This window comes from Pseudomonas sp. 3A(2025) (genome assembly GCF_054589175.1).
Genome location: NZ_BAAILM010000051.1, coordinates 13,698 through 31,409, shown reverse-complemented (window position 1 = coordinate 31,409; position 17,712 = coordinate 13,698). Strand labels below are relative to the sequence as shown.

Genomic DNA, 17,712 nt, shown 5'->3' with positions numbered 1-17,712 from the left:
GGAGAAACCAGATCCTTGATCAATTCCCACGATGCGTCGGAGAGTTCGTAACGCTTTGCCATGCGGGCCTCCAGCCAATCATGGCCGCAATTCTACCCGCACCGACTTTTCGTACAAAACCTAGCCATCGTTTACAAATATGCCCAAAATCATAATCGTGAGGCTTGTCGGCATGAGCTCCCGGCAATACGTTTAGTGCCTTGTAGCGCCCCGCTCTGTATCGGGTAGCCCACGTATTCCTGCCGTTATTAACATGAATGAAAGGATCAGCATAACTGCCGCCTTCACAACCATTAAATTTTATGAGCTCCGAAATCTTCCCGCTACTATCAGAGATGTAAGAAGTGGTATTTGATTTAACGCTGCTATTAGGGTTAAACGTAAATGCCACTACCCCACCCTCCAGCGGGTGCCCCTTACTATCGTTAAAGCGGACCTCCAGCATCGCCTCAGTGAGTGCCTGTGTAGCGAGAAAAGCCGGCTCAGTACGCCCATGAGGAATAGCCAGAAACCCTTTTTCGTGTTGAAAGTCATAGCTCATGTGCGGGAACGAACCAAGCACCACTTCATAATTCGCTTTATCGAACTGGACACCCTCGACGGCCATCACCCGTACTTCAACCGTCGCCCCTGGCGCCAATCGCTCCATTTTTTCCGGCCCGTTCCAGCGCTTGGCTTTCCATTCACCGCCATCGATCCGGTATTCCAGTCGCCACTGCTTTCCATAGGATCTGGCATCCGGGATGGCCAACAGAACATTCTGACCACGTACGCTCGTAAAGCTGTAGTGATGAACGGCCGTCACGCTCTCCAGTGCATTGCTGATCTGGTGAACACGATCCCCCAGAACCGTCTCGACCGGCGCCTGAGCCGGCAGTGGATCTGTCTGGGCGAATGTCTGTAGAGCAGTCACAGCGAGTACACCCGCCACCAACATGCTCAGACGCTTTTTATTTTTATTCATCGTAAACGTCCCATTTGATTGTTTGAGTAGACCCATGGGCCATCTGGCATGAACTCCAGAACATGCCCGACCTAATCCCTCATCAACCCAATGATCAATAGCGGTAAACAAAAACCAGAAACGTCCTACATTAAAGTGCTTTATCCGACACCCATTCACTCACTTTGAACGCTTTACGAATCAGTCGCTGTTCCACCGCCAGGCCCACCGATTTTTTCAGCCGCGCAGGGTTTCGACTTTCTCCGGCAGCACAGGCGATGATTGACGCGAGTGTGAGTCTGGATGAGGTGCATGTCGCGGCGTGAGGCGGTGGATTACTGCGGTAAATATGAGAACCCGCTTGCAATAAAGTGTGTCTTCGGAATAGTCCTACAACATGTTCAGGAACAGTTCTCCAGCGTGTGGCCGTTAGCAAGAACGAACCCATCTGCCAGAGAATTTCACTGTGAACATTACCAGCATCACATCAAACATCGTGACTGCCCCGCTTCTGTCGAAGCCTATTGCATTGGGCGCTGAAAAGGCTTTGCCCAGCCTCCAGAAAATTCAAGAAGATCCCAGAGAGGCCCGGGCAAAGGCGTTCTATACGCGGGAGGCAGAGCCTTGGAAGGGGAAAACTTACCTATACCATGAGACCGGAAAACCTGAAGAAGAACGCCCATTGACCAAAGAAATGTACCTGGATAATTTGAAGTCGTTCATGAGGATAGAACTCGAGGTTCAGCAATGCTTTTATACTAAAATAAGAAACGAACTCGGCGTATTCAGACCCGATCTTGCCAGCAAGAATTTCAGCTACACACTGGGCGATGACGAGCAAATAAAAATACTCAACCAAGACCCGCTACTCACTGACGATGACCTGCAACATTTAACAAAACTCTTCAATAACCGCAAAGGCTTCAGAGACAGTGTGGTCGAGCACGCCAAAATGGCAATGGCCCTGGTTGATCACGATGACAAGGCATTCGGTGGTAAATACAAGCTGGATCTATTGAACATCCAGAACACACTTGATTATGGAAAGCTCATTATGCTGAAACCGGAAAAAATGCGCGAAGCTTTTGTACGCCAGATTATCGAAAATGGTGAGAAGCGTGAGGAGCCTTTGGTGGATATAACTGTGTAGTCACGAGCAAAGACGCCCTGCTGACACCACGTCTGCAGGGCGTCCGTTAAAGCATCAGTTTTTGGACCAGTTGATCAGCCACCGTTTACAAATGTGTCCAAAATTATACTCATGAGGCTTGTCGGCAAGGGCTCCCGGCAACACGTTTAGCGCCTTGTAATGACCTGCCCTGTATCGGGTAGCCCACGTATTTCTACCATTATTAACATGAATGAACGGCGTAGCATAATCACCGCCCTCACAGCCACTGAATGTTATGCGTTCCAACACCTTCCCGCTACTATCAGAGGTGTATGAGGTGGTCTTGGGTACAATATCGTTATTGGGATTAAACGTAAAATCTACCACCCCACCTTCCAGAGGATGCCGCGTGCTGTCAGTGAAGCTCACTTCCAGCATTGCCTCGGTAAATGCCTGCGTGGCCAGAAAAGCAGGCTCAGTCAAACCATAAGGAATAGGCATAAATCCCTCGGCGTGATGAAAGTCGTAACGCATGTGCGGGTACGATCCGAAAGCAATTTCATACTGTGCCTTCTTGAACTGCACCCCCTCGGCAGCCATCACCCGCACTTCAACCGTCGCCCCTGGCGCCAATCGCTCCATTTTTTCCGGCCCGTTCCAGCGCTTGGCTTTCCATTCACCGCCATCGATGCGGTATTCCAGCCGCCACTGCTTGCCATAGGATCTGACATCCGGGATGGCCAACAGAACATTCTGACCACGTACGCTCGTAAAGCTGTAGTGATGAACGGCCGTCACGCTCTCCAGTGCATTGCTGATCTGGTGAACACGATCCCCCAGAACCGTCTCGACCGGCGCCTGAGCCGGCAGTGGCTCTGTCTGAGCGAATGTCTGTAGAGCAGTAACAGCGAGTACACCCGCCACCAACATGCTCAGACGCTTTTTATTTTTATTCATCGTAAAAGTCTCATTGGGTTATCTGAGTAGACCCATGGGCCATCTGGCATGAACTCCAGAACATGCCCGACCTAATCCCTCAACAACCCAATGATCAATAGCGATAAACAAAAATCAGAAATGTCCTACATTAAAGTACTTTATCCGACACCCATTCACTCACCTTGAACGGTTTGCGAATCAGCCGCTGTTCCGCCGCCAGGTCCACCGACTTCTGCAAGTTCGCCAAAAACTCAGGGTCCAGACGTGAATCGAACCGTACGCTCAGGTCGATCCCTTTCATGTCTTCCTGCAACGTCGCCTGTGGGTAGTTGGCCAGTCCCGAGACCAGTTCGATATACGCGTCACGATTGCTTTCTTGCTGCAACCAGTTCAGGGCCTGACTGTTGGCCTTGAGCAGTTTGGCCACCACTTCCGGGTGCGCATCGATAAACGGCCCGTAGCCCACCAGTACGCTTTGAATACTGCCCGCACCGCCCAGGTCCAGGGTGGTCAGCGGAATGTCGGCCAGGCCACGGGCGCGCAGGGCGGTCAGCGAGGCGGAGCCCCAGGTGGCGTCGATCTGCTTGGCACCCAGCGCGGCGACGGCGGCGTTGATGTCCAGGTTGATGACCTTGAGGTCCTTTTCCTTCAAACCTTTGCTGGCCAGCGCAGCAGCGAACGACAACTGGTAAGCGGTGCCACGAAAGATCGCCACGCGCTTGCCCTTGAGGTCTTCCAGGGTCTTGATCCCCGACTCCGGGTTCACCGCCAGGTACTGCTTGATGCCGCGCCCGTTGGCGCTGAGCACGCGGGTGTCCAGGCCATTGGCCTTACCGATGATTGCCGCCAGATCGCCCAGGTACGCAAAGTCGACCTGACCGTTGGCCAGTGCTTCATTGATCGCGGGGCCGGCGCCCTTGAAGAAATTCCACTGCACCTTGATGCCGTCTGCGGCAAAGGCCTGCTCCAGCAATTGCTGGTTGCGCAAGACATCCACCGTGCCGGTGCCACTGTGCTGGGTGCCGGCACTGAGGTCTGGCACTGCGATGCGGATTTCCTTGAGCTCGGCGGCTTGAGTCAAAGGCGCGATGCAGGCGAATAATCCTGCCAATAAGGGGGCAGCAAAACGGCGGGTAAAACGTGGCAAGGCAAGATTCATGAAACGGCTCCTGAAGCCTCTGACAAAGGCGTCAGTCAGGCATAAACCGTCTGCAAGTTAAAATACTAAAAACTGATCTTTTAAAAACTTTAAAGAATATAGAGGCTGCAGCCCTTATGGTTGCTGGGGTATGCATGAGCTGCATCGAAAATATTCTGTGAATGCATTGGCTGCAATTCGCAATCAGGATTTAATGGCAGCCTTATCCTTTTAAATCAATAAATACATCATTTATATACCCATAAAGAATAAGCAAATACGATTTGGTTTGCAGCGTCAGAGGCTGCCAACGGAGACCGCCAATGCCCCGTGATTCGATCCTCAATTTGCCGAGCATAGCCTCAAGTCCGCCAAACCCGCGCTGGCCCGCATTGGCTACACGCTTGCAGGCCTGGTATATGCCGATCCTGATTTTTGCCCTCTGGTGGGTGGCCAGTCGCGAACACTGGATGAGCGAGCAAATTCTGCCCGAGCCTGCGCTGGTGTGGCAAAGCGCGCTGGAACTGGGCAGCGGCGAGATCTGGGTCAACCTCGGCATCAGCCTGCAACGTCTGGCGCTGGGCCTGTTGGCCGGGATCGGCAGCGGCGCATTGCTCGGTGCCTGGCTGGGTTACAGCCCGCGCGCCGAGCGGCTGGTGCTGCCGACCTTCAGCGCCCTGGCGCAGATTCCGACCCTGGCCTGGATTCCGCTGTTCATGGTGTTTTTCGGCATTGGCGAGGTGCTCAAGCTGGTGGTCTTGATCAAGGCCGTGGTGGTGCCGGTCACCCTGCACACCCTGGTCGGGGTGCGTGATGCGCAACCGCGTCTGCGTGAGGCCGCCGCCGTGTTGCGCCTGCCCAAACCCTTGTTGATCCGCCGATTGATTCTACCGGCCACCCTGCCCTCGTTCATGGCTGGCGTGCGCCTGGCGCTGTCGGCCGGCTGGTCGTCGCTGCTGGCGGTCGAGCTGCTGGCCTCCAGTGAAGGCATCGGTTACCTGATGGTCTGGGCGCGGCAGTTGTTCATGCTCGACATCGTATTCGTGTGCATCGCGGTGATTGGGGTGATCGGGGTGAGCATGGATCTGGCCATTGGCTGGACCGACCGCAAGCTGGTGCACTGGCCCCACCCGCCTACCGCGCAACTGAACCGAGGTCCGGCGCAACGTGGCTGGCAGCGCCTGAGCGCCTGGTATCTGCCGTTTGCCCTGCTGGCGCTGTGGCAGGCCGCGTACCAGTTGCAATGGGTCGACCGGCAAATTCTGGTGTCGCCACTGCTGGTGCTGCAAACCACCTGGACCGGGCTTGTCGATGGCAGCCTGCCCGACGCCATGTTGATGAGCCTGAGTCGCACCTTGGGCGGTCTGCTGCTCGGTGGCCTGGCCGGTTTCAGTGTCGGCCTGCTGCTGGGCCTGTCGCGGCGTGCCGAGCGGCTGTTCGGCCCGAGCCTGGGCGCGTTGCGGCAAATTGCGATCTTCGCCTGGGTGCCGCTGCTGACCGCCTGGTTCGGTCTGGGCGAGCCGGCCAAGTGGGTGTTCGTGTCGTTCGCGGCGTTCTTCCCGCTGTACATCGCCACCCAGCGCAGCGTCGCGCACCAGTCGCCGCAACTGGCCGAAGCCGCGCGCGTATTGCGCCTGAGCCCGCTGCAACGCCTTGGCCGGCTGGTGCTGCCGGGCGCGGCACCGGGCATCTTCGGCGGCCTGCGCCTGAGCCTGATTTACGCCTGGCTGGGCACCATCGGTTCGGAATACTTCATGCCGTCCAACGGCGGCATCGGCAGCCTGATGATCGGCGCCCAACAACTGCTGCGCATGGACGTGATCATGAGCGGCATGCTGCTGGTCGGCATGACCGGCGCCCTGCTCAACTATCTCGGACAACGCATCGAAGCGCGTGCCACGCGCTGGAGACACGCATGACTCAACCTATCGTCAGCTTCACCCACGTCGGCAAGGTCTTCGAGGTCGACGGCGGCCAGATCGAAGCGATCAAGGAATTCAACCTGGAGATCGCCGAAGGTGAATTCGTCGCCATCGTCGGCTCCAGCGGCTGCGGCAAGTCCACCCTGCTGCGCCTGCTGATCGGCCTGGACACCGCGTTTCGCGGCGAGATTCGCGTCGACGGCAAGCCGGTCGAAGGCATTGGCAGCGAGCGCGGCATCGTCTTTCAGGAACACCGCCTGTTCCCGTGGCTGACCGTGCACGACAATATCGGCCTGGGCCTGGTCAACGAGCCGTTGAGCGCCGCACAGAAGCAACAGCGCGTCGCTGACTTCATCGATCTGGTGGGCCTGAAAGACTTCACCCGTGCCTACCCGCACCAGTTATCCGGCGGCATGGCGCAGCGCGTAGCCATTGCCCGTGGTCTGGTGGCCAGCCCGCGCATCCTGCTGCTCGACGAGCCGTTCGGGGCGCTTGACGCGTTGACCCGCCAGCAGATGCAAAACGAACTGCTGTCGATCCGCGAGCGGGCAAGGATCACCACCGTGCTGGTCACCCACGACGTCGAAGAAGCGATCTTTCTTGCCGACCGCGTGGTGGTCATGGAACCGCGCCCCGGCCGCATCAAGCGGGTGGTCGACATCGACCTGCCGCACCCGCGCCAGCGCAGCCAGTTCGACTTTCATCAACTGCGCGAAGAACTGCTGCATGAGCTGACCAGCGACGAGCAGTACGTGCCGCCGGTGACCGAGCATATTCGGGGTTTGCACCCGGCTTTTATTGCTTTGTAGAACCCACCGGCCACGAAAATCTCCCCCGCCCTGCTGCTTCCTGCCGCGCCGCGTGTGACACTGGCGCCCGTACCTTCGGGCCAAGGGCAAGCAGGCGATGCGGTTGTGTTTTTTTGACGGGGCAGATCGTATCGAGCTGGGCGACAGCGCCGACTTCTATTTGCGCGGTTCAGCGGGCGACCGGGGCTTTGACGCTCTGGCGGTCAAAATGGACCTGCACGAAACCTGGCAGGTGGAGCGCTTTGTTCGCCAGCACCTTCAGGGCGCCAGCGAACTGCAGCGTGCGCGCGCCTTGTTGTCCGGCCAGCTTGCGCACAATCACCGCCTGACCGATCAGGAAGTGTTGAGGCACATCGCGAACAGGCTGCAAAGCGGCCAGTTGTGCGCCTACGTGCATAAGCACGTGCCACCGACCGCGAGGGCGCAAGGCGCGGAAACTCAGGCGTGGAGTAGCGACACCGGCATGACCGCCTGGTCTGCCGCACCGCAACCGTCGGTTGCGCCGATCAAGGCCACACCTGTCCGGCCCCGCCCGGAGTCTGTGCGGCAAGAAACGTCTCCAGCCGAAAAACCACAACCGCCCGTTGATCCGGCACCGATCGTGACGCCGGTGAAGTCCGCGCAGCAACAACGCATCGAGGCAATCCAGGACGCTCAAGCAGCAACACTGGAAACCGCCGCCAGGGACGGTACGCCGTTCTGCGCCATCTGCGAGCTGAAAAAGGCTGAAGCGGCGCGACAAAAAACGGCCAGCCCTGCGCCTGATGCAGCGCCAACCGAAAGACAAGCCGCGCAGGATGCGCAAGCGGCAACGCTGGAAACGGCGGCCAAAGATGGCACGCCCTTCTGCGCCATCTGCGAGCTGAAAAAGGCTGAAGCGGCACGACAAAAAGCTGCCAGCCCCGCGCACGATAATCCGCCGGACCGACCATGAGCGTGATGACGATGAATCCAGCCACACTTGCAGCCCTGACGACCTTGCTATGGCCCGAGGAGCAAGCCCCTGAAGACGATCAGGTTTACTGGCTGCTCGACGGTGCCCGCGACCCCGACATCGTGAAACGCATCCATGCCACAGGTTTCACGGCCGCTTGCCTGTATTCGGGCGAACTGACTCCGCGCCTGACAGCGGCAGCACCCTGGCTGGTGCAGCTCAAGGCGCAATCGCCCGCCACTCTGGAACTGCTCGCTCAGGGCTGGGGCCAGGCATGGGGCATCTTCATCAAGACATCAGGCTCGTTGCCCATGGCGCAACTGCGTTTGCACCTGAAGAAGTTTTTGCGGGTACGCACCGAAGATAAAACGACCCTGATGTTTCGCTACTACGACCCGCGTGTGTTGTCGGTGTTTTTGCCCAGTTGTACGGATGAGGAGTTCTTCCGTTTGCTGGGGCCGGCCCAGGCATTTATCAGCGAGCTGGACGAAGGCCGGCAATGGCAGCAGTTCGAGCGTGAAGGGCCGGTGATGAAAGTCACATCCGGCCCCATCAACCGGGCGGGCAGCGAACGCTAGGAGCGCTCCTGCAACAGGTGTGGAGTGGTGTATCAACCCGCCTCAAACACCGGCTCCCCCAGGTTCAGCATCAATCGGTTAGCCCAGGCAAAAATCGCCACGGCCTGGATCAGGTCGAGGATTTCCCCATCATTCAGCCCCGCTTCACGCAGCGGCAAAATATGCTGTGGCCCGGTCGCACCCGGCTCCAGCGTCAGGTCAATCGTGAAGCGGATAATCGCCCGCTCACGCTCGCTGTCACCGGCCGTTTGCGGGTCGGCAAACACCTGCGCAATCACCTCATTACGCTTGGCCAGTTGCTCGAAACGTTGAGCGTGTACCGAAGCGCAGTACACGCAGTGGTTGACCCGTGAAACCACGGTGCTGGCCAGTTCGCGCTCGGCACGCGGCAGGCCGCCGGGGGCATACATGATGGCGTTGAACACCAAGGATCGCTGACGCAGCACTTCGGGCTGGTGGATCAGGGTCAGGTAGTACTCGCTGGTCAGCGCCTTGGGGTGGCTTTCCTTGAGGACTTCCTGTTGCTGGGGCGTGGCCTGGTCAGGGTTGACGATCGGCAGCCAGGATTTCCAGCCCAGGGTTTCGTTGGTGAAGCCGTTGTCGCGGATGATCTGGCTCATTGTGCGGCTCCAGTGGCCTGCAGCGCGGCGAGGCCGGCGACCAGGCGAACCTGATAAGAAATGAAGGCGATGAGTTGCCCCAGCGTCACCACGTCCAGCGGGCTCAAGCCGGCGGCAAGCAGGCCGTCCAGTGCGGCGCGGTCGCCTTCTCTGGGTGCAAGAATCAGCGTGCGGGTGTAGGCCAGCACGGTGCGCAATGGAGCATCGGTAATGCCGTTGAGGTCATCCTGCTGCACGGCGCTCAGTTGCTCGGCAGGCACATCGAGGGCCAGCAGGCGCTCGCGGTAATACTCGACCAGTTGTGGTTGACGGCTCAGGCTTGCGCCATACAGCGCGACCAGCAAGCGGGTGACGACGCTCAAATCGCCGCTCAGGTCGGCAGCGAACAGCGCGTCGTGGCTGCCTTGGGTGGCCAGGGTGACTTTGCTGCGCGCCTGACGCAGGTCGCGCAGGTGGCTGTCGGGGGTCAGTACCAGGCGGTCGATCAGGTCGACGGTGGATGAAGTCATGGGTGTTTCTCCAGAGTGGCCTGGCGCGCGGCCACGGCGTCGTGCAGGAATTGGCGCACGCCTTGCCAGGATTGCTCGTTGGCGTCGCTATTGGCGGCAGGCGTACCGTCCTGATTGGGGGTGGTCGGTATAAATGGCAGCAGAATGCTGTGCCCGGCCAGCGGGAAGTCCAGGTGCTTGACCGGCCAGGCATGCCGATGGGCGTTCAGGCGCTCGACGACCATGCGCGAGAACAGGCTGGACGGCCACGCGGCATCGTCGCCGGCCGACAGCAGCATCACCGGGCCCTTGATTTTTTCTAAGGGAATGCGCGCCCGCTCTACCGCTTCGGGGTCATCCAGCGCGGTGAGCATCGACAGCGCATTGCGTTGTCCGGCGTCGCGGGCGCTCCAGTTGGCGGTGCGGTTGTTGTTCCACACATGCACCAGCGGTTTGCCCTGATACAACCACGCCGGGCCGTCGCGACCGACCGCCGGGTCTGCCGCCGCCTGGCCGCCATGCACCAGCGCACTGGGCACATAGCCGATGACCGCCGAGACCTTGTCGGGAAACAGACTGCCGAGCAGCAGCACCAGCTCACCGCCACGCGACTGGCCGCTGAGGGCGACAAAATCATGCGCAGGCTTGACCTCGCGGCGCACCCAGTCCAGGCCGCGCTCGAAGTATTCCAGCGGCGTGTTGGAGATGTAGTCCGACAGCCCCGGCGCCTTGAAATACCCCAGCGCCAGCGCGGCATACCCGCGTGATGCATACAGCGCCGCACGCGGTTCATTGATGCCACCGCCGGAGCCGTTAAGCACGATCACCGCCGGGTGCGGGCCTGTGCCTGCCGGCAAAAACAGCGTGCCGACCAGCCCGTCTTCACGCACCTCACGACGGGTCACGCCCTCGCCGGCCAGACGCTGGGTAAAGGTCGCCGACACGTCGCGGCCCTGCACCTCGATGCGGGTCTGCAACGGTTGCAGCAGGTCGGCCGGGAAGATCCCGGCAGCCGGCTTCTGCTCGGGATGCTGGCTCCACAACAACCCCAACGGGCTGACACCCTGATAATCACCGGCCACCGGCGCATCGCGTTGCAAATCGACGGTGCCCAAGGCATCGGCGATGAACTGCGCCTGACTGACCCAGGCCTGCTCGCGCCCGCGCAGGGTGCGGCTGGTCAGGGTCAGCGGCTGGCCGGGCGTCAGGCCGTCGAGCCGGATGTGCCGAGGCTCATCCAGCAGGCCGTCGGCCGGGCTGACCGTGAGTCGGGTCATGGCTTTCCCTCGGTCACCATCAGCGCGGCGGTGCGGTCGCTGACCCATGGCACCACTTTCAGGCCATCACGCGCGGCCCAGATGTTCTGGTAGTGAAACAGCGGCAGGATGCCGACGTCGTCGCTGACGCGCTTGACCGAGTCACGCAGGATCGCGGCGCGCCTGGCGTCGTCGAATTCCACGGTGGCCTTGTCCAGGTCCTGATCGACTTGCGGGTTGCTGTAGCGGCCCCAGTTGGACATGCCCAGGCCTTTGCTGGCATCGGCCGTGGCGAGGATGTTGGTCAGGCCGTAGCTGGCTTCGCCGGTGCCGTTGCCCCAGGCGATCACGCTGACCGCGAATTCGTTCTTGTTGGCGCGGCTGGAGTACACCGACCAGGGCACCACTTGCAGGTCGACCTTGACGCCGATGCGCGCCCAGAACTGCGCCACGGCCTGCATCGACTCCGGCGCCAGCGGGTAGCGGTCGCCGGGCACGTGCACGCTCAACTGGAAGCCGTCGGGGTAACCGGCATCGCTCAGCAGTTCCTTGGCACGCTTGGCGTCGAACGGGATGTCCTTGACCTCGGGGTTGTAGCCGATGGTGTCGGCCGGCATCCACTGGTTGGCCTCGGTCACGGTGTTTTGCAGGATGCGCTCGACAATCGCCTTGCGGTTGATGGCCAGCGACAGCGCCTGGCGCACCTTCACGTCACGCAGCGGGTTTTGCGCCAGCGGCTTGCCGTTGTTGTCGCGAATGAACTCGCTGGGGCCTTCACGAAAGCTTGGCTGAATGATCAGCGCGCGCAGGCCCGGATAAGCGAAAACGTGGACGCCTTGGGTCTTGCGCAGCTTCTGCACATCGCTGGGCGAGACCTTGTCGATCACATCGACATCGCCCGCCAGCAGTGCCGCCGTGCGCCCGGCCGGGTTGGGAATGTAGCGGTAATCGACCCTGGCCCAGGCAGGCTTTGGCCCCCAGTAATTTTCGTTGCGTTCGAACAGCGCGCGGTCGCCCTGGCTGAACGACAGCAGTTTGTACTGGCCGGTGCCGATGGCCGCCTTGCCGCTGCCGTAGTCTTCGCTGTTGGCGTTGGCGCCGGCGTGGCGGCTGACCAGATAGGTGGCGTCGACGTTGGCAACCAGCAACGGGTTGGGCACGTTGGTCTTGATCTCGACGGTGTGGGCGTCCAGCGCCTTGACCGAGGCCACGGTGCGTAAGCCTGCGGCGTACGAGGCGACGCTGCCCGGCACATTGCGCGCACGCTCCAGCGAGAACACCACGTCATCGGCGCTGAATGGCTGGCCGTCCTGCCACTTCACGTCGTCGCGCAGGTGAAAGCGCCAGGTCAGGTCGTCGACCCGCTCCCAGCTTTTCGCCAGGCCCGGATGATTGCCATCGTCGCGGCGCTCCAGCAAAGACTCGAAGACATGCAGGGCAATCGAACGGTCGCCGGCATGGTTGTTCAGTTGCGGGTCCAGCGACGACACCGGGTCCGCATAAGCGATGCGCAGGGTCTTGTTGGCGTCATCGGCGTTAGCGGTGCCAGCGGCCAGCAGGGCCAGGGTCAGCGCACTCGTCAGCAATGGTTTCAAGGAGGTTTCCTCGTTCAAAGTTCGTGGTTGAGATGGCAAGCGCTGAAGTGCCCCGGCGCTATTTCTTGCAACGGTGGCGCCTGCTCGCGGCAACGCGCGCTGGCGTACGGACAACGGGGGTGAAAATGACAGCCCGACGGCGGTGCCAGCGGGCTGGGCATTTCGCCCTTGATCGGCGTGTACTGGCTGCGCCGGGTTTCAAAACGCGGAATCTGCGCCAGCAACGCCTGGGTGTACGGGTGATTCGGCCGGGCGAACAGGTCATCCACCGAGGCCTGCTCCACGACCCGGCCCAGGTACATCACCACCACCCGGTCACAGAGGTGCTCGACCACGCCCAGGTCGTGGCTGATGAACAGATAGGTCAGGCCCAGTTGCTCGCGCAGGTCCATGAACAGGTTGAGAATCTGCGCCTGGATCGACACGTCCAGCGCCGCCACCGACTCATCGCACACCAGCACTTGCGGCTGCACCGCCAGGGCACGGGCGATGCCGATGCGCTGGCGCTGGCCGCCGCTGAACTGGTGCGGGTAACGCAGACGCAAGGCCGGGTCGAGGCCTGCACGCTGCATCTGCGCGCTGACGTAATCGTCGAAACCGGCAGAATCCGTCAGGCCATGCAAACGCGCGCCTTCGCCGACGATACGGTCGATGCGCAGGCGCGGGTTAAGGCTCGAATACGGGTCCTGAAAAATCATCTGCACGTTAAGCCGCGCCGCCTGACGCTCGGCAGTCGGCAGGCTGTCCAGCTCGCGACCGTCGAAAAGCACACGACCACGGGTGCCGGACGACAGGCCGGCGGCGATGCGCGCCAGGGTGGATTTGCCACAGCCAGACTCGCCGACCAAACCCACCACTTCACCGCGGCGGATGTGCAGGTCAACGCTGTCGACGGCGCGGGTCACCGGCACAGCGCGGCTCAGGCCAAAGCGTTGCAGCGCCCGGCCAACGATGCCCGCTGGCTGGCCGCCGAATTCCTTGCTGATCTGTTGCAGTTCGATCAAAGGGGTTTCATTGAGCATGAACGGGCTCCTCGGATCGGCTGCCGGGATGGAAGCAACGCACGCTGCGACCAGGGTCGAGGGTGTGCAGCGGCGGCTCTTCGCGGCAAACCTCGCTGGCGCGCGGGCAACGCGGGGCGAAGGCGCAACCGGGCGGCAGGTTGCCCAGCGACGGCGCCATGCCGGGGATCTGCCGCAAGCGTTCGCCGCGCCGGTTGCGGCTCGGCAGGCTGTCGATCAGGCCTTGGGTGTACGGGTGCTGCGGGTCATCGAGCAAGGCGTCGACCGGCCCTTGCTCGACGATGCGCCCGGCGTACATCACCGCCACCTCATCGGCCAGGCCTGCGACCACCGACAAATCGTGGGTGATCCACACCAGCGCGGTGCCCTGCTCGCGCACCAGGGTTTGTACCTCTGCAAGAATCTGCGCCTGAATGGTCACGTCCAGCGCGGTGGTCGGCTCATCGGCGATGATCAGGTCCGGGCGATGCAGCAGCGCAATGGCAATCGCCACGCGCTGACGCATACCGCCCGACAGTTGATGCGGATAAGCACGCAGGCGTTCTTCAGGGCTGGCGATGCCCATCGCGGCCAGGGTCGAACGCGCCAGCTCACGGGCTTCGGCCTGGCTGACCGGTTGATGCGCACGCACCGCTTCGATCATCTGCGTGTCGACGCGCAGCACCGGGTTGAGGGTCATCATCGGGTCCTGGAAAATCATCGCCAGTCGGTTGCCTTGCAGCGCGCGCAGCTCACGGGCCTTGAGGCTGCGCAGGTCGCGGCCCTGAAAAATGATCTCGCCGGCACTGATGCGTCCCGGCGTGTCGAGCAGGCCGATGATCGAGAAACCGGTGACCGATTTGCCTGAACCGGACTCGCCCACCAAACCGAGAATGCGCCCCGGCGCAAGACGCAGCGACAGGTCGCGCACGGCGGGTAGCAAGCCTTCGCGGGTCTGAAAACCGGCGCTGAGGTTGCGCACTTCAAGGGTCAAGGGTGTGACTGGGGATGCGCTCATGATTGCAGCCTCGGGTTGAGCACATCGCGCAGGCGGTCGCCCACCAGGTTGATGGCAACAATGGTCAGCAGCAACGCCAGACCCGGAAACACGCTGATCCAGTACTCGTCGCCGAGCATGAATTGAAAGCCGTTGGCGATCAGCAGACCCAGCGACGGCTCGGTGATCGGCACGCCCAGGCCGAGAAACGACAGGGTCGCTTCCAGGGTGATGGCGCGGGCAATCTGCAGGGCGCCGATGACGATCAGCGGCGGCAGGCAGTTGGGCAGAATGTGCCCGAGCAGAATCCGCGAACGGTTGATGCCCTGCCCGCGTGCGGCCTCGACGTATTCGCGACCGCTTTCGACCAGCGCCTGACCACGCGCGGTACGCGCGTAATAGGCCCATTCCAGCACCACCAGGGTGAGCATCACGTTGCCGACGCCCTTGCCCAGCCAGGCCAGAATCATCAGCGCCATGAGAATGCCGGGGAACGACAGCAGCAGGTCGACCAGGCGCATCAGCAGCGCATCGACCCAGCCGCCGGTATAGGCGGCGATCAGACCGATCACCGTGCCGACCACGGCGGCAATCAGCGCCGAGCCCAGGCCCACCACCAGACTGATGCGCAGGCCGTAGGCGATGGCCGAGTACAGGTCGCGGCCCTGGCCGTCGGTGCCCAGCCAATAGGTGAAGCCGCCGCTGGAGCTTTCGCTGCCCGGTGCCAGGCGCGCATCGAGCACGTCCAGTTGCAGCAGGTCATAAGGGTTTTGCGGGGTGATCCACGGCGCCAGCACCGCCAGCAGGACGATGCCGAGCAACAGCACCAGGCCCAGCCACGCCGACGGCGCCCGCAGGAAATCGCCCGCAGCACGTTGCCAGGGCGAGACGATCGATACGGCACGGCTCATCGCGCGGCCTCCAGGCGAACCCGCGGGTCAAGCACGCGGTACAGAACGTCGACGATCAGGTTGAGGGTGACGAAAATCACCACCACGACCATCAGGTAAGCCACCACCACCGGGCGGTCCAGGCTGTTGATACTGTCCAGAATCAACTTGCCGGAACCGGGCCAGGCAAAGATGTTTTCGGTGACCACCGCGTAGGCGATGGTCGAGCCCAGCTCAAGCCCCAGCACGGTGACCAGCGGAATCAGCGTGTTGCGCAGCACGTGCATGACCACCACGCGCAGTGGCGACAGGCCCTTGGCCCGGGCAAAGCGCACAAAGTCCTGCGGCAGCACTTCGCGCACCCCGGCGCGGGTCAGGCGCAGGATCAGCGAGACCTTGAACAGCGCCAGATTCAGTGCCGGCAGCAGCAAGTGATGCAGGCCATCGAGGGTCAGCCATGACCACTGGATGCCGAACAATTCGCGGGTTTCGCCACGGCCGCTGGCCGGCACCCAGCCCAGATGCACCGAGAACAGCAACACCAGCATCAATGCGACCCAGAACGAGGGCAGCGAGAAACCGATGATGCTGGTCGCCATCAACAGCCGCGAAAACGGATGCTCCGGGTACAGCCCGGCAAACAGGCCCAGCGGTACGCCGACGAACACCGCCAGCAACAAGGCAGTGACCGCCAGTTCGATGGTGGCCGGCAAGCGGTGCAGCACCAGTTGCAGGGCGTCTTCGTGATGCACGTAGCTTTTGCCCAGATGGCCGTCCAGCGCACCGCGGACAAAGTGCAGGTATTGCTGCCACAGCGGCTGGTCCAGGCCCAGCCGGGCGATGGCCGCTGCGCGTTCGGCCTGGTTGAGGTCTTCACCGATCAGAATGTCCAGCGGGTTGCCGATGGCATTGAGGCCGATAAAGACAATCAGCGACATCAACACCAGCACCAGAAACGCCTGGCCCACGCGGCGCAGCAGCCAGCCGGTCATGGGCGGCGCTCTTCGGCGCGCAGGCTGCCGGCCAGCCATTCATCACCGATCAGTTCCGGTTCGGCGTAGTGCTGCATGTCAGAGAAATGCGCCTCGATGTCTTCATTGAACAGTTGCCCGGCCAGCGCCTGGGCGATGCGTTTGGCGCCGTCGCTGATCGCCGGAATATCACCGGATACGCCGCCGTAGGTCAGTGCTGCCGGGTAGTTGAAACAATGAATGCGCTCAAGGCCCGGACAGGCGCCGGGCGTGCGCGGCAGGAACTCGAACAGCGGACCGAGATCGGGCAACTGCGCGGTTTCACTGTGCTGATGCTCGGCCGGCAGCGGGAAACGCTCGGACCATTTGCGGATGTGCGCAGCGAACGGCGCGAATTCCGGGCGCTTGTCGAGATCGCTGCGAAAGCCGGTGGCAAACACGATGAAGTCACAGGTCAGGTGGGCCTGCGAGGTGCGCACCTGCAACTGGCCGAGGCTGTCGAGTTCGACCGCTTCCAGCGCGTTATCAAGCAGCAAGCGGGCATTGGCATGCCGTGCCACGCGCAAGGTACTGCCGCGCGGCGGCGGGGTTTGCTGGGTGTTGAGGTATTCGCGGATGCGCCACTTCCAGGCATCGGGCAGGCGCCAGTAGCCGTGGGTCATGCCCGGATTGCCGGCGCCTTTACCCTTGTTGATGCGCGGCAGTTCACGCCGGCGCACCAGCAGATCGACCGAGGTCGCGCCGGCTTCCAGCGCCGTACCGGCAGCGTCCATCGCCGAGGCGCCGCCGCCGATCACCGCCACGCGCTTACCGACAAACCAGGCGTCTTGCAGGCCGTCGGCCGAATGCGCCCAGTACTGACGCGGCAGCGCATGCGCCAGTTCAGGCACCCACGGCCCGCCCATGCCATCGCGGCCGGTGGCGAGAATCACATGACGGGCCAGTTGCTCGACGCGCCCGGTAGGCGTGTCTATGAGCAGGCGCACAAAACCCTCGCCGGTCGGTTGCACACTGGCGATGCGGTTCTGGTTACGCACATCGAGCTTGAGCACTTGGCGATACCAGCGCAGGTACTCGGCCCATTGCAGGCGCGGGATCTTGTCCAGCGCCTGCCATTGTTCAAGACCGAAACGCGCCTGAAACCAGGCGCGAAAGGTCAGTGCCGGCAAGCCCAGTGCGGGGCCGGCCAGTTGTTTGGGCGAACGCAGGGTTTGCATGCGTGCCGTGGTTGCCCACGGTCCTTCAAAGCCTTGTTCGGCCTGATCGAACAGCACGGTGCGCACGCCCAGGTGATGCAGCTCGGCAGCGGCGGCCATGCCGGCCATGCCGGCGCCGATGATCGCCACGTCCAGCAGGTCGGTGTCGTTGTGGCGATGGGTCTTGACCCAGGGGTGTGCGGGGAGGCCGAGCCATTCCAGATCTTCGCGCAAGCGTGCTTCCAGAGCAGGCAGGCCGATAGGGGTATGGGTGTCAGGCATTGTGCAGTCTCGATAGAAATGAAAAAACGTGTGTCATGCGAA

At 61.6% G+C, this 17,712-nt stretch carries 16 protein-coding genes and 1 pseudogene; 5 read left to right on the top strand and 12 right to left on the bottom strand.

Features of this window, described 5'->3' with window-relative positions:
* Positions 1–121 precede the first annotated feature (121 nt).
* Positions 122–964 (bottom strand): annotated as a pseudogene (locus ACYP2A_RS20430) (Ig-like domain-containing protein); the annotation flags it as partial.
* 445 nt (positions 965–1,409) lie between these two features.
* Here ACYP2A_RS20430 and ACYP2A_RS20425 point away from each other — a divergent pair.
* Positions 1,410–2,093, top strand: coding sequence for a hypothetical protein (locus ACYP2A_RS20425; protein WP_459747663.1), 684 nt, complete (start codon positions 1,410–1,412; stop codon positions 2,091–2,093).
* A gap of 54 nt (positions 2,094–2,147) precedes the next feature.
* On the opposite strand, the gene ACYP2A_RS20420 is transcribed toward ACYP2A_RS20425, so the two are convergent.
* On the bottom strand, positions 2,148–3,011 hold the full coding sequence (locus tag ACYP2A_RS20420; RefSeq protein ID WP_459747662.1) for an Ig-like domain-containing protein: 864 nt from the start codon (positions 3,009–3,011) through the stop codon (positions 2,148–2,150).
* A gap of 130 nt (positions 3,012–3,141) precedes the next feature.
* Entirely contained in the window at positions 3,142–4,152 is a 1,011-nt protein-coding gene (locus ACYP2A_RS20415; RefSeq protein ID WP_459747661.1) for an ABC transporter substrate-binding protein, read from the bottom strand.
* A gap of 302 nt (positions 4,153–4,454) precedes the next feature.
* On the opposite strand from ACYP2A_RS20415, the gene ACYP2A_RS20410 reads away from it, so the two are divergent.
* The 4 genes from ACYP2A_RS20410 (at position 4,455) to ACYP2A_RS20395 (ending at position 8,374) form a co-directional block, all read left to right on the top strand.
* Positions 4,455–6,050, top strand: a complete 1,596-nt coding sequence (locus tag ACYP2A_RS20410) for an ABC transporter permease (RefSeq protein ID WP_459747660.1) — start codon at positions 4,455–4,457, stop codon at positions 6,048–6,050.
* Complete coding sequence (locus ACYP2A_RS20405) at positions 6,047–6,862, top strand: ABC transporter ATP-binding protein (RefSeq protein ID WP_459747659.1); 816 nt, start codon at positions 6,047–6,049, stop codon at positions 6,860–6,862. Before ACYP2A_RS20410 ends, ACYP2A_RS20405 begins: the two co-directional genes overlap by 4 nt.
* A gap of 103 nt (positions 6,863–6,965) precedes the next feature.
* The gene (locus tag ACYP2A_RS20400; RefSeq protein WP_459747658.1) at positions 6,966–7,796 is read left to right on the top strand and encodes a hypothetical protein; all 831 of its coding nucleotides are present in this window, start codon (positions 6,966–6,968) and stop codon (positions 7,794–7,796) included.
* Entirely contained in the window at positions 7,793–8,374 is a 582-nt protein-coding gene (locus ACYP2A_RS20395) for a DUF4123 domain-containing protein (protein WP_459747656.1), read from the top strand. Before ACYP2A_RS20400 ends, ACYP2A_RS20395 begins: the two co-directional genes overlap by 4 nt.
* A 32-nt stretch (positions 8,375–8,406) precedes the next feature.
* On the opposite strand, the gene ACYP2A_RS20390 is transcribed toward ACYP2A_RS20395, so the two are convergent.
* Genes ACYP2A_RS20390 through ACYP2A_RS20350 form a run of 9 tightly spaced genes read right to left on the bottom strand, consistent with a single transcriptional unit; the run spans position 8,407 to position 17,670 of the window.
* The gene (locus ACYP2A_RS20390) at positions 8,407–8,994 is read right to left on the bottom strand and encodes a peroxidase-related enzyme (protein ID WP_459747655.1); all 588 of its coding nucleotides are present in this window, start codon (positions 8,992–8,994) and stop codon (positions 8,407–8,409) included.
* Entirely contained in the window at positions 8,991–9,503 is a 513-nt protein-coding gene (locus ACYP2A_RS20385; protein ID WP_459747654.1) for a CMD domain-containing protein, read from the bottom strand. Before ACYP2A_RS20385 ends, ACYP2A_RS20390 begins: the two co-directional genes overlap by 4 nt.
* Entirely contained in the window at positions 9,500–10,759 is a 1,260-nt protein-coding gene (locus ACYP2A_RS20380) for an acyl-CoA thioesterase/bile acid-CoA:amino acid N-acyltransferase family protein (protein ID WP_459747652.1), read from the bottom strand. The genes ACYP2A_RS20385 and ACYP2A_RS20380 overlap by 4 nt, the downstream gene beginning before the upstream one ends.
* Positions 10,756–12,333: an ABC transporter substrate-binding protein gene (locus tag ACYP2A_RS20375; protein WP_459747651.1), complete on the bottom strand. Its 1,578-nt coding sequence runs from the start codon at positions 12,331–12,333 to the stop codon at positions 10,756–10,758. The genes ACYP2A_RS20380 and ACYP2A_RS20375 overlap by 4 nt, the downstream gene beginning before the upstream one ends.
* Before the next feature lie 14 nt (positions 12,334–12,347).
* Positions 12,348–13,355, bottom strand: coding sequence for an ABC transporter ATP-binding protein (locus ACYP2A_RS20370; RefSeq protein ID WP_459747649.1), 1,008 nt, complete (start codon positions 13,353–13,355; stop codon positions 12,348–12,350).
* Positions 13,345–14,352, bottom strand: a complete 1,008-nt coding sequence (locus ACYP2A_RS20365; RefSeq protein ID WP_459747647.1) for an ABC transporter ATP-binding protein — start codon at positions 14,350–14,352, stop codon at positions 13,345–13,347. The genes ACYP2A_RS20370 and ACYP2A_RS20365 overlap by 11 nt, the downstream gene beginning before the upstream one ends.
* Positions 14,349–15,242: an ABC transporter permease gene (locus tag ACYP2A_RS20360; RefSeq protein ID WP_459747645.1), complete on the bottom strand. Its 894-nt coding sequence runs from the start codon at positions 15,240–15,242 to the stop codon at positions 14,349–14,351. Before ACYP2A_RS20360 ends, ACYP2A_RS20365 begins: the two co-directional genes overlap by 4 nt.
* Entirely contained in the window at positions 15,239–16,213 is a 975-nt protein-coding gene (locus ACYP2A_RS20355; RefSeq protein ID WP_459747643.1) for an ABC transporter permease, read from the bottom strand. The genes ACYP2A_RS20360 and ACYP2A_RS20355 overlap by 4 nt, the downstream gene beginning before the upstream one ends.
* A complete protein-coding gene (locus ACYP2A_RS20350; protein WP_459747642.1) occupies positions 16,210–17,670 on the bottom strand; it encodes an FAD-dependent oxidoreductase in 1,461 nt (486 codons plus the stop codon). Before ACYP2A_RS20350 ends, ACYP2A_RS20355 begins: the two co-directional genes overlap by 4 nt.
* Positions 17,671–17,712 lie beyond the last annotated feature (42 nt).

Coding starts and splice junctions, on each gene's coding strand:
- ACYP2A_RS20420 (WP_459747662.1), bottom strand. CDS start 3,011: ATGAATAAAAATAAAAAGCGTCTGAGCATGTTGGTGGCGGGTGTACTC.
- ACYP2A_RS20415 (WP_459747661.1), bottom strand. CDS start 4,152: ATGAATCTTGCCTTGCCACGTTTTACCCGCCGTTTTGCTGCCCCCTTA.
- ACYP2A_RS20410 (WP_459747660.1), top strand. CDS start 4,455: ATGCCCCGTGATTCGATCCTCAATTTGCCGAGCATAGCCTCAAGTCCG.
- ACYP2A_RS20405 (WP_459747659.1), top strand. CDS start 6,047: ATGACTCAACCTATCGTCAGCTTCACCCACGTCGGCAAGGTCTTCGAG.
- ACYP2A_RS20395 (WP_459747656.1), top strand. CDS start 7,793: ATGAGCGTGATGACGATGAATCCAGCCACACTTGCAGCCCTGACGACC.
- ACYP2A_RS20390 (WP_459747655.1), bottom strand. CDS start 8,994: ATGAGCCAGATCATCCGCGACAACGGCTTCACCAACGAAACCCTGGGC.
- ACYP2A_RS20385 (WP_459747654.1), bottom strand. CDS start 9,503: ATGACTTCATCCACCGTCGACCTGATCGACCGCCTGGTACTGACCCCC.
- ACYP2A_RS20380 (WP_459747652.1), bottom strand. CDS start 10,759: ATGACCCGACTCACGGTCAGCCCGGCCGACGGCCTGCTGGATGAGCCT.
- ACYP2A_RS20370 (WP_459747649.1), bottom strand. CDS start 13,355: ATGCTCAATGAAACCCCTTTGATCGAACTGCAACAGATCAGCAAGGAA.
- ACYP2A_RS20365 (WP_459747647.1), bottom strand. CDS start 14,352: ATGAGCGCATCCCCAGTCACACCCTTGACCCTTGAAGTGCGCAACCTC.
- ACYP2A_RS20360 (WP_459747645.1), bottom strand. CDS start 15,242: ATGAGCCGTGCCGTATCGATCGTCTCGCCCTGGCAACGTGCTGCGGGC.
- ACYP2A_RS20355 (WP_459747643.1), bottom strand. CDS start 16,213: ATGACCGGCTGGCTGCTGCGCCGCGTGGGCCAGGCGTTTCTGGTGCTG.
- ACYP2A_RS20350 (WP_459747642.1), bottom strand. CDS start 17,670: ATGCCTGACACCCATACCCCTATCGGCCTGCCTGCTCTGGAAGCACGC.